We start from the raw sequence: 15,106 nt of genomic DNA on the forward strand, positions 1-15,106 counted from the left end.
AAATTAGAAGATTGATCGACCAGCTCAGAACCCAACTTCAGGCTGTGAACTATGCAAAATCCAAAGTAGCGACTAATCGACTTTGCCCAGAAGGAACCATTGGGGAGCGATGTACAACACCCTTTCCATCCAAGCCATACCACCCATCACCCTTGAGCAGTAACACATCACCTGCTTGCGCTTGATGTATCAGTTCTTCACTACCGTATAGGCCTGACTTGTCGTCAGACAAACCACCATTACCCGCACCTAATTTCGACCGATCTAACAAAGGGTCTTCCAACCACTCAGTCCCTTGACCAGCGTAAGTACTTACCAAACGGCAACCTAACTTATCTGTATGGAATCGAGGGCACATCGCGCGGTCCAAAACCTGTAAGCGCAAACCCACTTCATCCAACTCAAACAAGCAAGCATACATGTCGATGATCAAAGCTAGATCTTCGATAAATTCAGACTTACCTGAGTGCTCTGGTAATAGATTATTTAAAACTGCTGAAGGATCATCGGCTTGAATAACAGCTCTGATATTTAGATGCTCGGTTTGCAGCAACGCTTCGCAATAGCCCGTCACATCAAGTGACAATTCCCTTTGAAAATTACAGAGGTGTACATCTTGATCATAAATCTGAGTTAGAACCTCGGGAGTAACCCCTTGGACAAATCTCATCTCAGATTCAATTTTTAGAGCTTCCTGCGCCACAGCCCATACCTTCAATCAACAGCAAAGCGCGAAATGTTACCATATAACATAACTCAGAAAAAATATTTCAAGATGACGCCCCGTTTTTCTTCCACTAGACTTTGTCCTATATCCACATAAATCCTCTGTACATTATAAGGATCAGACACCTATGGAATTTAAGGATTACCTTACGATTTTGGCGAAACGTGACGGCTCCGACCTTTACCTAACTACCGGCGCTCCACCCTGTGCAAAGTTCGAAGGTAAATTAACGCCATTAAGTAAAGAGCCTTATAAACCCGGTGAGATTGAAGCAATCGCAAACTCCTTAATGGATGAGCAGCAACGCGCCACCTTCGAAGAAGAACTAGAGATGAATCTCGCTTACTCCATCCCTAAAGTGGCTCGCTACCGAATCAATATCTTTAAACAACGTAACCAGTACTCACTAGTCGCGCGTAATATCAAAGCTGATATTCCCAAAATGGAAGACTTAGGGCTACCTCCGGTCCTTAAAGATGTGATTATGGAGAAACGCGGCTTAGTACTGTTTGTTGGTGCGACAGGTTCGGGTAAATCAACATCTCTTGCTGCACTGATTGATCACCGTAACCGTAATAGCGGCGGTCATATCATCACCATTGAAGACCCAATCGAGTTTGTCCACAACCACCGTAAATCACTGATCAATCAGCGTGAAGTCGGGGTTGATACCCGTAACTTCCACAGCGCTCTAAAAAATGCCCTGCGCCAAGCGCCTGATGTAATTTTGATCGGTGAGATCCGAGATCAGGAAACGATGGAGCAGTGCCTGACCTATGCAGAAACAGGTCACTTAGCTATCTCGACACTACATGCCAACAACGCTAACCAAGCGATTGATCGAATTATTAACTTCTTCCCACAAGCGCGGCATAAACAGATCTTCCATGACCTCGCGCTTAACCTAAAAGCCGTGGTTTCTCAGCGCCTGATTCCAACCATTGAAGGTAAACGCTGTGCTGCCATTGAAATACTTCTAGGCACTTCCAGTATCCAAGAGCTGATCATGAAAGGAGATGTAAAAGGGATCAAAGAAGTTATGTCTAAAGGTTCTGATACCACCGGCATGCAAACCTTTGATGACTCCCTATTCAAACTCTTTGACGAAGGTAAGATCACGCAAGACCAAGCTATTGTTAATGCTGACTCGGCAAACGATATGCGTCTTCGCATGAACCTTGCGGTTGTAGATGAAAAAGCTGAAAAAACCGATGCATCTCCTGAGCCAGAAAAGCAGTCCTTCGATGAAGACAATCCACTGGCTGGGATAAAGCTATTGGATGAAGACGAAGAGGTTTGATTAAAAACCAGACTTGAGCGAGATAAGGCAGAGAAGACCGGCTAAAAACAGATTAAAGCCCCTTTTGGGGCTTAACTATCACAGACCTTTAACCAACTAACGCTTTCATAGCTTTGTCCAAACCTCCCTAAAAATGAACAACTGATCTGTCGAGAAAATTGTCATATGATGATTTTCATTGGACTCTTAAAGCCATCAGGTTCTCTTCATGCTCAAAAAATTGTTTGTCGCCGACCTATATCTAAAAGTTCGAAAGAACAAGTTTGAGATCAAAAACCTAACAGAAAACGGTACTTGGAAGATCGCTACTCCAGCGCAGCCTTTCACCACAGACAGACTGTTAGTCGGCCAGTTTTCCGCCGCTGAGCCTGTGCTGAAAGAGCTCGTAAAAGGCGCTATGCCAAGCGGCTTTATGAAAAAGAGTGCTCAAATGCTTATCCACCCGATCGATATGATTGAAGGCGGACTTTGCGAAGTTGAAAAACGCATTTTTACTGAACTTGGTTTAGGTGCAGGCGCGTTTAAAGTTAAGCTGCATGTAGGTGAAGGGTTAACAGATAAAGAAGCGAAAGAATTGCTGGCTAGGAGCTAGCTTGAGTTTTAATATCCATTACATATTAACCACTTAGGGATTTAACTGTGCCGACCTTTTCAGGATGCCGCAGTCTCACAACGCCACGCGTCATTACAATGGATTCAGTAGATGAAAAAACTAGCGCTTATTACTGGAGGCAGTTCTGGCATCGGAGCCGCTGCCGCCAAACTAATAGCTAAAACTGGCTATGACGTAGTCATCAATTACCGTAATAGCGAGCAAGCCGCTACGGCAATCAAAAATGAGATCATGGAGAACGGCGGTACTGCCTACATAGTTCAATCAGACATTTCTACCGAAGAAGGTGTTAATTACCTTTTCAATCAGGTAGATAAAATCGGTTCTCTCGATGCTCTCATAAACAGCGCTGGCATCATATCCAAGATCCATAACTTTGAATCCACCTGTCTAGACCAGCTTAACAAAACCTTTTCAATTAACGTATTTGGTAGCTTCCTTTGTGCCAGAGAAGCCGTTAAACGAATGAGTCATCAACATGGTGGTAACGGCGGCTGCATTGTGAATCTATCTTCGATGGCAGCAAGCCTAGGCTCCCCTAACGAATTCATCGAATACGCAGCTTCGAAGGGTGCGATTGATACATTGACTGTAGGCCTTGCAAAAGAAGTTGCGAAGCAAGGAATTAGAGTGAATGCAGTCCGCCCAGGACTAATCGATACAGATATGCACTCCCATACGGGTGATGCAGAAAGAGCAGAGAGGTTATCTACTTCTGTTCCCATGGACCGCGTCGGAACCGCTGACGAAGTAGCAGAGCTTATTTTATGGTTGATCAGTGAAAAATCGAGTTATGTATGCGGGGCTCTCTACGATGTATCTGGAGGAAGATAAGGCTCCTCTTACTATCTCATTGGAACCATAACCTCTTATGCAAAACGGCCTTTAACCGCCCCACCCCGATTTAAGCGGTTTTCTACTGCCCTTAAAATAAAAAAGCCCCGCTAAAAGCGGGGCAAGATATAGCTTAGAGTGAAGTCGCGAAGAAGAAATGCGGGTGGATCACACCCTTTCAATCACGGTAGAGATCCCCTGTCCCATGCCTATACACATGGTCGCTAGACCTAAGGTTCCGTCCTGTTGTTCTAGCACGTTCATTAGAGTGTTAGTGATACGCGAGCCAGAACAGCCAAGTGGATGACCAAGGGCAATCGCACCACCTTTTAGGTTTACTTTATCTTCCATCTGATCGAGCAGTTTCAGCCCTTTTAGTACAGATAGACCCTGCGCTGCGAAGGCTTCGTTAAGCTCGACATAGTCGATATCATCGATGCTAAGACCTGCGCGCTTCAGTGCTTTCTGAGTGGCAGGAACTGGGCCATAACCCATGATCGATGGATCACAACCGGCTACCGCCATGCTGACAATACGAGCACGTGGCGTAAGGCCTAGTTCTTCTGCTTTAGCCGCCGACATCATCAGTAGTGCAGATGCACCGTCGGAGAATGCAGAAGAAGAACCTGCGGTTACAGTACCGACCTTCGGTACGAACACCGGCTTAAGCGCGCCCAGTGTTTCAGCTGTAGTCTCTGGACGGATAACTTCATCCGCTTCGACTAGCGACTTAAAGCCATTTTCATCATGACCTTCGACCGCGATAATTTCGCTATCCCATAGGCCATCCAGATGTGCTTGATGCGCTAGACGGTGAGAGCGCGCTGCAAACTCATCCTGCATTTGACGGTTGATGCCGTTCATCTTACCTAGCATCTCTGCTGTTACGCCCATCATCATCGCCGCTTTAGCAACTTTTTTGGACATCTCAGCATTGATATCAACACCGTGCATGATAGATACGTGGCCCATATGCTCCACACCACCCGCAATAAAGATATCGCCATTGCCGGTCATGATGCCTTGGGCTGCTGCATGCAGTGCTGCCATAGACGAACCACATAAGCGGTTGATCGTTTGCGCCGCCACCGTATGAGGTAGACCTGCTAGCAGTGCAGCATTTCGGCCGATATTGAAGCCCTGTTCTTTCGTTTGGTTAACACAGCCCCACATCACATCTTCGATGTCTGCAGGGTTTAGCGCTGAGTTACGCTCTAACAGTGCTTTGATGACCGCAGCTGATAGCGCTTCGGCACGAACATTTCGGAACGAGCCATTTTTCGATTTACCCATCGGGGTACGAACACCGTCAACGATGACTACATCATTTGGTTTCAAGTTCATGATCTTTACCCCTTAACCCTGAGCATTTTGTGGAAAGTATGTTTCGCCAGCAGCGGCCATCTGTTTCATCTTGTCGGTTGGCTGATACAACGGCCCTAGACCCTCGTATTTCTGCGCCATAGCACAGAACTCAGCTAAACCAATCTGATCTAGATAGTGCAGCGCACCGCCACGGAATGGAGGGAAGCCAATACCGTAGATCAAGCCCATATCTGCTTCTGCCGGGCTGGCTACAATGCCATCTTCCAAGCAGCGAACGGTTTCGATACATAGAGGAATCATCATGCGTTCGATGATCTCTTCATCAGTGAACTCACGCGTTTCTTTGGCAATGCCATCAAGCATTGCTGGTACTTCCTCATCCACAATTTTCTTCGGCTTGCCTTTACGATCGAGCTCGTAACGGTAGAAGCCTTTACTGTTTTTCTGACCGAAGCGCTCTAGGGAGAACATACGGTCGATAACGTTTTCACCTTCATGGCTCATACGATCAGGGAAACCTGCTGCCATCACGCTATCTGCATGGTGCGCAGTATCGATACCGACTACGTCTAGAAGGTAAGCAGGACCCATTGGCCAGCCGAAACGCTCCATCACTTTATCGACTTGTTTAAAGTCCGCACCATCTTCAAGTAGCGCAGTAAAGCCACCAAAGTAAGGGAACAAGATACGGTTAACTAAGAAGCCTGGGCAGTCATTTACAACAATTGGGGTTTTACCCATAGCTTTTGCGTAAGCAACTGTACGAGCTACCGCATCTTCAGAGGTTTTCTCACCACGGATAACTTCCACTAGCGGCATTTGATGCACAGGGTTGAAGAAGTGCATACCACAGAAGTTCTCTGGATTTTTAAGCGCTGTTGCCAACTCAGTAATAGAGATAGTAGAAGTGTTAGACGTCAGTACCGCGCCTTCTGGCAGCGTGCCTTCAACTTCAGCAAGCACTGCTTTCTTCACATTAGGATTTTCTACAACCGCTTCGACCACAAGGTCAACACTACCGAAATCTCCGTAGTTAAGCGTTGGCGTAATGTTGTTGAGCACCGATGCCATTTTCATCGCATCCATACGGCCACGAGATACGCGTTTGTTCAGTAGCTTAGTCGCTTCATCCAGACCTAACTCTAGCGCCGCATCGTTGATATCTTTCATCAAGATAGGCGTACCTTTAGAGGCAGATTGGTAAGCAACACCACCACCCATAATACCGGCACCCAGCACAGCGGCCTTTTTAACTGGCTCGGCTTTGCTCTCAAAACCTTTGCTGACTTTCTTGATGTATTGGTCTTTCATAAACAGACCAACAAGGGATGCGCACACATCCGTTTTAGCAACTTTCACAAAGCCTTTAGCTTCGATCTCGTTGGCTTTCTCGCGAGGAAGATTCGCGTGTTTTTGAATTGTTTTAAGCGCAGCCATTGGTGCAGGATAGTGAGGACCCGCCTTACCACCGATCACACCTTTTGCAGATTCAAACGCCATCATCTGTTCTACCTGATTTAGTTTGATCGGCGTTTTCTTCTCTTCACGGCGCGCTTGGTAATCAAACTTACCCGCGATACAACCTTTCAGTAGATCTAGAGCCGCAGCTTTAACCTGATCGCCTGTTACAACTGCATCTACACCGCCATCTTTCAGTGCTGCATCTGGTCGCTTCTCAGCACCTGCACAGATCCATTCATTGGCGTTATCTACACCAATTAAACGTGGTAGACGAACCGTGCCACCCCAACCTGGGTAGATGCCTAGCTTAACTTCAGGCAGACCTACTTTGGCCTGATCGCTCATCACACGGTAATCAGTGGATAGCGCTAATTCAAAACCACCACCTAGGCATAGGCCATTAATCGCAGTAACGGTTGGGCAGCCCATATCTTCGATCTGATTCAGTAGGCTGTGGATATCCATCAAGCCTGAAATCAGGTCTTCATCTTCTGCGGAGAAAAAGCCCATAAATTCGGTGATATCGGCGCCGACAATAAAGCAGTCTTTGGCACTGGAGAAAATCACACCACGAATATCATCTAGGTTACACAGGGCATTTACCGCTTCGCGCAGTTCAGCCAAAGTCGCCTGATCGAGTTTATTAACAGCATCACCTTTGCGGTCAAACACCACATCGTAGATCCCGTCTTCGATCGACTGTACGTAAATCGATTGTCCTTCGAAAAGCATCTAAGTTGCTCCGTCTATTTTTATTTTTGGCTTGGCGAAGTGCCTAAGCGCTTTTTAGTTATGCTGTTTACAGCTTACTCTCTAGCTCAGGCACGGCATCGAACAAGTCGGCCACCAGCCCGTAATCAGCCACCTGGAAAATCGGGGCTTCTTCATCTTTGTTGATAGCAACAATGATTTTTGAATCTTTCATACCGGCTAAGTGCTGGATCGCACCGGATATACCCACTGCGATATACAACTCTGGCGCGACCATTTTGCCAGTCTGACCAACTTGCATATCGTTCGGTACAAAGCCCGCATCAACTGCTGCACGAGATGCACCAACCGCCGCACCAAGCTTGTCCGCCACTTTATTGAGTAGCTCGAAGTTGTCACCGTTGCCCATACCACGACCACCGGAGATTACTACTGAAGCCGCGGTTAATTCTGGACGATCACTTTTCGCCAGTTCTTCTGAAACAAAGCTGGAAAGGCCGCTATCGCATGATTCAGCAAGGCTAACGACCTCGGCAGAACCACCGCTGTTAGCCACAGGATCAAAGGCTGTACCTCGCACCGTAATGACTTTAGTGCTATCACCAGACTGTACTGTCGCAATCGCATTACCAGCATAGATCGGGCGCTTGAAGGTATCCGCTGCTTCTACGGCAATAATGTCTGAGATCTGATTTACATCTAGCAGTGCTGCAACACGCGGTAAGAAGTTCTTACCTGTTGTCGTTGCTGAGGCTAGGATGTGGCTATAGTCACCAGCAACCGTTAGCACCAACTTACTGATATTTTCTGCCAGCTGATGTTCATAAGCCGTGTTATCAGCCAATAGAACTTTACTCACACCTGATACTTGAACCGCCGCATCAGCAACTGCCTGACAGTTAGCACCCGCAACTAGCAGGTGAACATCACCACCAATCGCATTTGCTGCAGCTAAGGTATTGAGGGTTACGGGTTTAAGCTCGTTATTATCATGTTCGGCAATTACAAGAATAGTCATCTGATCACCCCCTTAAATTACTTTAGCGTCATTACGTAGTTTTTCGACTAGCTCATCTACAGAGCTAACTTTGATGCCTGCTTGACGCTCTGATGGCGGATCAACACGTAGTAGTTGCAGATTGCTCGCTACCGACACGCCCAGTTCGTCAGTTGTTAGGACATCAAGCGGTTTACGTTTCGCTTTCATAATGTTTGGCAGGGAAGCGTAACGTGGTTCATTAAGACGCAGATCGGTTGTGACAACCGCTGGCATAGCCAGGTTGACCGTTTGCAAACCACCGTCGATTTCACGGGTGACGTTGATGCTATCGCCAGTCACCTCAACTTCTGATGCAAAGGTACCTTGAGGGCGATCCAACAGTGCAGCCAACATTTGACCGGTTTGATTGTTATCAGAATCGATCGCTTGCTTGCCAAGAATCACCATGCTTGGTGCTTCTTTTTCTACAATTTTGGCTAATAGCTTAGCGACAGAAAGGGAATCAGGGTTGGTTTCGACATCGACACGGATACCGCGATCGGCACCCAATGCTAGCGCTGTACGGATCTGCTCTTCGCAGCTCTTATTACCAATAGAAACAACGACAACTTCATCCGCTGTACCCGCTTCTTTTAAACGTACAGCCTCTTCAATTGCTATCTCACAAAATGGATTTAGAGCCATTTTCACGTTAGCTAAATCGACATCACTGTTATCTGCTTTGACACGGGCTTTGACGTTGTAGTCAATCACACGTTTTACGGCAACCAGTACTTTCATAACCGCCTCTTTGTATTGTTATTTTGGTAACCCGTACACATAAGAAAATAGGGTTACTTTCATAGAGGGAAGCTCATTCCCCAAGCTATGTATAAATCTTAGTCTCAGACTGAAATTCAACAATGACAAAAAGCAGCTACATCGCTAACAAAAAATAGCAATATTAATCAAAGCCCCGTAAACAAAGGGCTTAAGAAAGGATAAAGTGCAAACAAATACAATCAAAAGGTATCAAAAAAGTTACCTTTTCTGGCAATAGCTAAAAAGACAGGCATAAAAAAAGGGCTAATAAGCCCTTTTTAGAATCCAATTTATCTTATAAATATTTTTTTAGACTGAAAGCACCACGAAGATCGCCTGTGGAAAAACCTGTCGCTTTGTCTTCTGGGTAAAGGGTCTGAAGTTGCTCAGCAATCTCTGGTTTAATCTTGGAACCGTGACAAGCTAAGCATTGATCAGCGACGGGGATCGCCTTCATCATGCGGAATACTTTTCTACCTTCTTCGTCTACGACAACTTGCGAGAAACCTAAGGTTTTTAGATTAGCCCCTTGCTTAGCTTTGGATTCAAACTGTTCAAGAATCGCCTTTTCCCACTGGTCAGGTGCATTTTGCGGGTTACGTAGTTTTAAACTAGTACGCTCAACATGCCATTCAGAATTATCATTCACGCTTTTTGTAAGACCTTCAGCCTTGGTATTACAAACGTTGATGGCAGCGATAGCACCGCCCTCTTTTTTTGCCGCTTTGAGTTCTGAGCCAAGCGTGGTCACTAACTCTTTAATGACACCTTTAGCTTCGTTCTGCAGTTCAGGAATATTCACCGAGAATTCTTCCGCTTGAACCGGAAGAGCAGCCGCTAGAGCAGCAGTAAAGAAGAATGCTTTCACCTTGGACCTCACTGGATAGGGTGTTCATAAGATGAGGCCATTATACAATTTCATATAGATTAGTAAATACTAATATTTAAGATCCATATATTAAAAATGCATATTATTTTTGTAGGAAGGCCATAAATGCCCTTTGCGCTTCTTCAGATAACAAGCGCTGATAAAACAACGCCCCTTCACTATCAATCACTTGGTGAACAGACTTTAAGGTTTCGGCTTTCATCAACTGTTTAGCTGCAATCACCGAATCAACAGGGCTATCAGCTAACTTTTTAGCACGATTTCGAGCTGTTTCTAGGAGCAGATCCGGTTCTGTGATTTGATTAACAATTCCAAGTTGTTCAGCTTTTATAGCATCAAAACTTCGACCTTCAACCAGCAATTCAAAAGCGAGTCGGTGACCTACTAGTTGCGGAAACAACAAAGTAGACGCTCCTTCAGGTATTAAGCCTAACTGCACAAACGGCATTTTACACCGCAGATTATCTGCAGACACAACGAGGTCACAATGCAAGAGCATAGTCGTGCCTATACCAACAGCATCGCCATGCACCGCTGCGATGATTGGCTTGGGAAAGCTTGCCAATGTATGCAAAAACACCAATACATCTTGCAGAATATTAGGGTTATGCGCTGCTGATACAAAATCGCTAATATCATTTCCAGCACAGAAGGACTGACCTTGCGCTCGAAAAAGCACAACATGAACATTAGGGTCTTCCGCTGCTTGCTTTAGTAACGCCGTCATTTCGACATACATTGCCAATGTCAGCGCATTTTTCTTATCCGGTCGGTTTAGATTTATCTCAAAAACAGAACCCTGCTTTTCGGTTAAAACGGTAGCCACTATTTAGGCTCCTCTACTACATTAACGGTTGTCGCAGGCTGATAATGTTCTGGCAGGTATTCGCGAACCATCTCACTGCTTCGCCCCCATGAATGACAACTATCAAGCATAAATTCAGCACCTTGAGCTAGCACATCTTTATCGCTACTCGGCCAGATAGATTGGATAGCAGTCGTCGCCAGAACAGGTAAAAGTTCATTCATATGCGTACAACCCGCAACACCACCTACACGGTCTTTAGCTATGCGCAGCCAGCCAGGTCCGATACGTGTACCTTGCAGTTGCGCATATGCTGCACCAACTTTTTTACAGATGCGAAAGGGGGAATAATCTATACAGGCTTCTACCTGTTTGATCAGTAGACCTATATCGAGGGTCAGGCGAATGCTCATATCATGAAATGCTTCGCCTGCTGGAACATAACCTCCGCGTTCAGGGTTATCCACATCTCGCGTTTTAACATCGGTCATACGGGCCTCAATATCCCACAACCCATCATCACGAAGATAACCATTACACATCACATTTCGATTATGATGAGTTTCACGCCGAGTTGGTCGAGATAAAGGCATACTGATCAATTCCCTTTATTCGGCTTTAAGCTGCGTTGGCATTATCATCTGCAGAAGGTTTTAGCAGACGACGAAGTACTTTACCGACATTAGATTTTGGTAGATCTTCAGCAAACTCGACCTGCTTTGGCACTTTGTAGCGTGTCAGCTTGTCTTTGCACCAATCCCTAACATCCTCACGGGATAGATCAGGATTATTGCTAACAACAAAGACTTTAACGATCTCGCCAGTCTTATCATCTGGAATGCCGATAGCTGCACATTCCACAACATCGGGGTGCTGGGTAATGACATCTTCTACTTCGTTTGGATAAACATTGAAGCCCGAGACAATGATCATATCTTTGGCGCGGTCGACGATTCGGTAATAACCTTCCTCATCAATCGTGGCGATATCCCCGGTGATAAAGTAACCATCATCGGTAAAGGAGGAAGCTGTCGCCTCTTCTCTTTGCCAGTAGCCGCGCATAACCTGCGGGCCTTTAACACAAAGTTCACCGGCTTCACCTTGAACTACATCCTGGCCATCCGTACCAATAATACGAACATCGGTGTGAACCATCGGCAGCCCGATTGTCCCTGTGCGGTTATCATCGGGTGGGTTAAAACATACCGCTGGAGAGGTTTCAGTCAGGCCGTAGCCCTCTATAACGTCACAACCGGTTTTATCTTTCCAAAGCACAGCAGTGGATGGGTTGAGCGCCATACCACCTGAAGCCGTAAATTTCAGATTACTGAAATCGACTTGGGCAAAGTTTTCATCGTTACACAGCGCAACAAACAGCGTATTTAGACCGACAAACGTACTCATACGCCACTTCTGCATCTCTTTAATAAACCCAGGAATATCTCTTGGATTTGGAATCAAGACACTATGACCACCCATCAACGAAACCACCTGAGCAACGGTGAAAGCGTAGATATGATAAAGCGGCAGTGGTGATATCACCGTTTCAGTCCAATCAACACCAGGAACGGTTAAACGCTCCTGCGCTTGTAACATGTTCGAGATCAGGTTGGCATGAGTCAGAATCGCGCCTTTAGAAACGCCTGTTGTACCGCCGGTATACTGCAAGACAGCAACATCAGATGATTCAACTTTAACCGGATTCGGTTGCTGACCATCATATTTGTAGAATGCTGAGCGAAGCGGAATCGCTTGAGGCAGATTGTAATCTGGCTCCATCTTCTTCAAGTACTTAACCGCAGCATTCAGAAGATTACGCTTAATAAAATCGTGTAGATCCCCTACTTGGGTCACAAACAGGGTTTCAATCTGCGTCTTATCCAAAATCTTTTCAGCATTGTGAGCCATACTCTTGTGGATAATCAGTGCCTTAGCACCGGAATCATTAAACTGGTGCTGCATCTCTTGCGCGGTATAAAGCGGATTGGTATTAACGACCACTAGCCCAGCACGCAAAATACCGAATAATACAATGGGGTACTGAATCAGGTTAGGTAGCTGAATCGCTACCCTATCACCCGGCTGCAAGTTAGTTTCTTGCTGAAGATACACAGCAAACGCCGCAGATAAACGATCCAATTCGTTGTAATCGATCGTGCGCCCAAAGCTGGTAAATGCTGGTTTAGGGCCAAAGTTCTTTTGCACATGCGCTAGAACATCTGGAACAGTTTTAAAACCGTAATGATTTATATCAGCCGGGATAGTATCGGCGGCAGGAAGTTGCTGCATCTAAGGTTCCTCATGTAATTATTTTTATAAGGGATCTATGTCGGTAATTTTAGGCTACGGGAAAAAGTACAGCCAATTTTGTCGCTAGCATAATGTCACCATCAGCCTGTACTCGACCCGCCATGAACGCCTGCATACCATCCGTTTCACCCGACATGATCTCTTCGAGAGTAATAGAGTCCATTGTCAATGTCACGGTAGCGTCATCACTAACACCTTCCGCCACATCACAGTTTCCCTCTTTCACTGTCACAAACCAGGAGTCACCATCGCTAATGTCGTACTGAAAAATTGCATCTGTGTCAGCTGCAGCATCGGCATTAAAACGATTTTTCATTTCAGTAAAAACTGCATTCAAGTCGGACATTTCAGATACCTCTTTGTCATTTTTATTCTTTAACGCATAACGTTTTGCGTTTAGTTTTAAGAGGCCGCGTAAAAGCGTGCGGCCTACTGGATTATTAAGTGCTTTCTTCACGTCTATACCTCGACTAGAAAGCAAAGTGTTCTTGATCCATATCCATCAGGTTATCTGCACCTGATTGCATTGTTTCAACCAAACTACGAGTACGCGGCAAGATTCGCTGGAAATAGAAACGTGCTGTAGTCAGTTTAGCTTGGTAGAAAGCAGCATCACCTTCACCAGCAGCTAACTTTTCTTGAGCCACTTTAGCCATACGCGCCCAGAAGTAACCCAATACAACATAACCTGAGTACATGAGGTAATCGACAGATGCTGCACCGACCTCATCGCGGTTTTGCATCGCTTTCATACCGATCTTCATAGTGAGATCACCCCACTCTTTATTCAGCTCAGTTAGCGGCTTGATGTACTGTTGTAGATCGCTGTTGTCAGATTCCGCCTGACAGAACTTATGTAGAATTTTGGTAAAGCCTTTTAGAGATTCACCTTGAGTCATCAATACTTTACGGCCTAGCAAATCTAGAGCTTGGATCTGAGTGGTACCCTCATACAGCATAGAGATACGGCTATCACGTACGTTTTGCTCCATACCCCACTCTGCAATAAAGCCGTGACCACCAAAGACTTGAAGGCCATGGTTAGCGGATTCAAAACCAACTTCGGTCAGGAACGCTTTCGCTATCGGAGTTAGGAATGCTAGCAACGCATCTGCTTGTTTTTTCTCATCACCTTCAGCGCGTTCAACTTTATCCACCAGTTGAGCACAGTAGTAAATCATTGCGCGACCACCCTCAGCGAAAGCCTTCTGGGTCAGCAACATTTTACGAACTTCAGGGTGTACAATAATTGGGTCAGCCGCTTTATCGGGGTTAGCGGGGCCATTTAGAGCGCGCATCTGCAAACGATCTTTGGCGTAAACTAGTGAGTTTTGGAAACCCCACTCTGCATGAGCTAGGCCTTGTAATGCTGTACCTAAACGTGCGGTATTCATAAAGGTAAACATGCAGTTGAGGCCTTTATTCTCTGGCCCAATCAGATAACCGGTAGCCTCATCAAAATTCATGACACAAGTAGCATTACCGTGAATACCCATCTTGTGTTCTAAAGAGCCACAACTAACGCCGTTATCTGTACCTATAGTTTCTGGCAGGTGCTTAGGAACGATAAATAGAGAGATACCTTTTGTACCTTCAGGCGCATCCGGCAGACGTGCCAATACGATATGCACAATGTTATCTGCCATATCGTGTTCACCGGCAGAGATAAAGATTTTGGTACCGGAAATTTTGTAGCTACCATCGCCTTGAGGCTCTGCTTTAGTTCGCAGCATGCCTAAATCAGTACCACAATGAGGCTCGGTCAGACACATAGTGCCCGTCCACTCACCGGATACCAGTTTAGTAAGGTAAGTTTGTTTCTGATCTTCTGTACCATGAGCGTTTAGAGTATTCATCGCACCATGGCTCAGACCTGGGTACATACTCCAAGACCAGTTAGCCGTACCGACCATTTCGTTCACAATAATGCCGATAGATTCTGGTAGACCTTGACCGCCGTACTCAGCTTCGTGCGCCAATGACGGCCAACCACCTTCCACAAACTGGTCGTAAGCTTCTTTAAAACCTTCTGGAGTTTTAACAGCACCGTCATCCCACTGACAGCCCTGCTGATCACCAATCTGGTTTAATGGGGATAAAACGCGTTCAGCAAACTTAGCACCTTCTTCCATGATCGCGCCTACCATATCAGGCGTCGCATCCTCGCAACCTGAAAGACTCTGGTAATGCTGCTCAGCGTTAAGCACTTCGTTTAACACGAAGTCCATATCACGGAGGGGAGCTTTGTATTCTGGCATGACGTTTTCCTCATTCTTATTATCGCTCCGCTGATGCGGATAAGTGGTGCCGAGCACCAATACAGTATGTA

Annotated in this window: 14 protein-coding genes; 3 read left to right on the forward strand and 11 right to left on the reverse strand. The window is 45.9% G+C overall.

All coding sequences use genetic code 11. The features are described from left to right. Positions 1-49 precede the first annotated feature (49 nt). The gene (locus ACMXYN_RS14790; RefSeq protein ID WP_415892494.1) at positions 50-703 is read right to left on the reverse strand and encodes a DUF1826 domain-containing protein; all 654 of its coding nucleotides are present in this window, start codon (positions 701-703) and stop codon (positions 50-52) included. A gap of 151 nt (positions 704-854) precedes the next feature. On the opposite strand from ACMXYN_RS14790, the gene ACMXYN_RS14795 reads away from it, so the two are divergent. The 3 genes from ACMXYN_RS14795 (at position 855) to ACMXYN_RS14805 (ending at position 3,474) form a co-directional block, all read left to right on the forward strand. Next, complete coding sequence (locus tag ACMXYN_RS14795; protein WP_415892496.1) at positions 855-2,027, forward strand: PilT/PilU family type 4a pilus ATPase; 1,173 nt, start codon at positions 855-857, stop codon at positions 2,025-2,027. Between the two features lie 208 nt (positions 2,028-2,235). Beyond that, entirely contained in the window at positions 2,236-2,619 is a 384-nt protein-coding gene (locus ACMXYN_RS14800; protein WP_415892498.1) for a hypothetical protein, read from the forward strand. 111 nt (positions 2,620-2,730) lie between these two features. Then, positions 2,731-3,474, forward strand: a complete 744-nt coding sequence (locus tag ACMXYN_RS14805; RefSeq protein WP_415892499.1) for an SDR family oxidoreductase — start codon at positions 2,731-2,733, stop codon at positions 3,472-3,474. A gap of 168 nt (positions 3,475-3,642) precedes the next feature. On the opposite strand, the gene fadA is transcribed toward ACMXYN_RS14805, so the two are convergent. From fadA to ACMXYN_RS14855, 10 genes are all read right to left on the reverse strand, one after another. Then, entirely contained in the window at positions 3,643-4,818 is a 1,176-nt protein-coding gene (gene fadA, locus ACMXYN_RS14810; RefSeq protein WP_415892500.1) for an acetyl-CoA C-acyltransferase FadA, read from the reverse strand. A 12-nt stretch (positions 4,819-4,830) separates the two neighbouring features. Then, a complete protein-coding gene (gene fadB, locus ACMXYN_RS14815) occupies positions 4,831-6,993 on the reverse strand; it encodes a fatty acid oxidation complex subunit alpha FadB (protein WP_415889265.1) in 2,163 nt (720 codons plus the stop codon). Positions 6,994-7,060: 67 nt separating this feature from the next. Further along, positions 7,061-7,990 (reverse strand): electron transfer flavoprotein subunit alpha/FixB family protein, encoded by a 930-nt coding sequence (locus tag ACMXYN_RS14820; RefSeq protein ID WP_415892501.1) that lies wholly within the window; start codon positions 7,988-7,990, stop codon positions 7,061-7,063. 12 nt (positions 7,991-8,002) lie between these two features. Further along, complete coding sequence (locus ACMXYN_RS14825) at positions 8,003-8,752, reverse strand: electron transfer flavoprotein subunit beta/FixA family protein (RefSeq protein WP_415892502.1); 750 nt, start codon at positions 8,750-8,752, stop codon at positions 8,003-8,005. Positions 8,753-9,068: 316 nt separating this feature from the next. Further along, positions 9,069-9,641: a DUF3365 domain-containing protein gene (locus ACMXYN_RS14830; RefSeq protein ID WP_415892503.1), complete on the reverse strand. Its 573-nt coding sequence runs from the start codon at positions 9,639-9,641 to the stop codon at positions 9,069-9,071. A 103-nt stretch (positions 9,642-9,744) separates the two neighbouring features. After that, positions 9,745-10,488: an enoyl-CoA hydratase-related protein gene (locus ACMXYN_RS14835; RefSeq protein ID WP_415892504.1), complete on the reverse strand. Its 744-nt coding sequence runs from the start codon at positions 10,486-10,488 to the stop codon at positions 9,745-9,747. Further along, complete coding sequence (locus ACMXYN_RS14840) at positions 10,488-11,060, reverse strand: DUF2889 domain-containing protein (protein WP_415892505.1); 573 nt, start codon at positions 11,058-11,060, stop codon at positions 10,488-10,490. The genes ACMXYN_RS14835 and ACMXYN_RS14840 overlap by 1 nt, the downstream gene beginning before the upstream one ends. A gap of 25 nt (positions 11,061-11,085) precedes the next feature. Continuing rightward, positions 11,086-12,756, reverse strand: coding sequence for an AMP-binding protein (locus ACMXYN_RS14845; RefSeq protein WP_415892506.1), 1,671 nt, complete (start codon positions 12,754-12,756; stop codon positions 11,086-11,088). Positions 12,757-12,805: 49 nt separating this feature from the next. Continuing rightward, the gene (locus ACMXYN_RS14850; RefSeq protein WP_415892507.1) at positions 12,806-13,234 is read right to left on the reverse strand and encodes an SCP2 sterol-binding domain-containing protein; all 429 of its coding nucleotides are present in this window, start codon (positions 13,232-13,234) and stop codon (positions 12,806-12,808) included. Positions 13,235-13,247: 13 nt separating this feature from the next. Continuing rightward, entirely contained in the window at positions 13,248-15,035 is a 1,788-nt protein-coding gene (locus ACMXYN_RS14855) for an acyl-CoA dehydrogenase C-terminal domain-containing protein (RefSeq protein ID WP_415892508.1), read from the reverse strand. Positions 15,036-15,106: the final 71 nt, after the last annotated feature.

It is taken from the genome of Neptuniibacter sp. PT8_73, from assembly GCF_047778045.1.
Classification (GTDB): Bacteria; Pseudomonadota; Gammaproteobacteria; order Pseudomonadales; family Balneatricaceae; genus Neptuniibacter.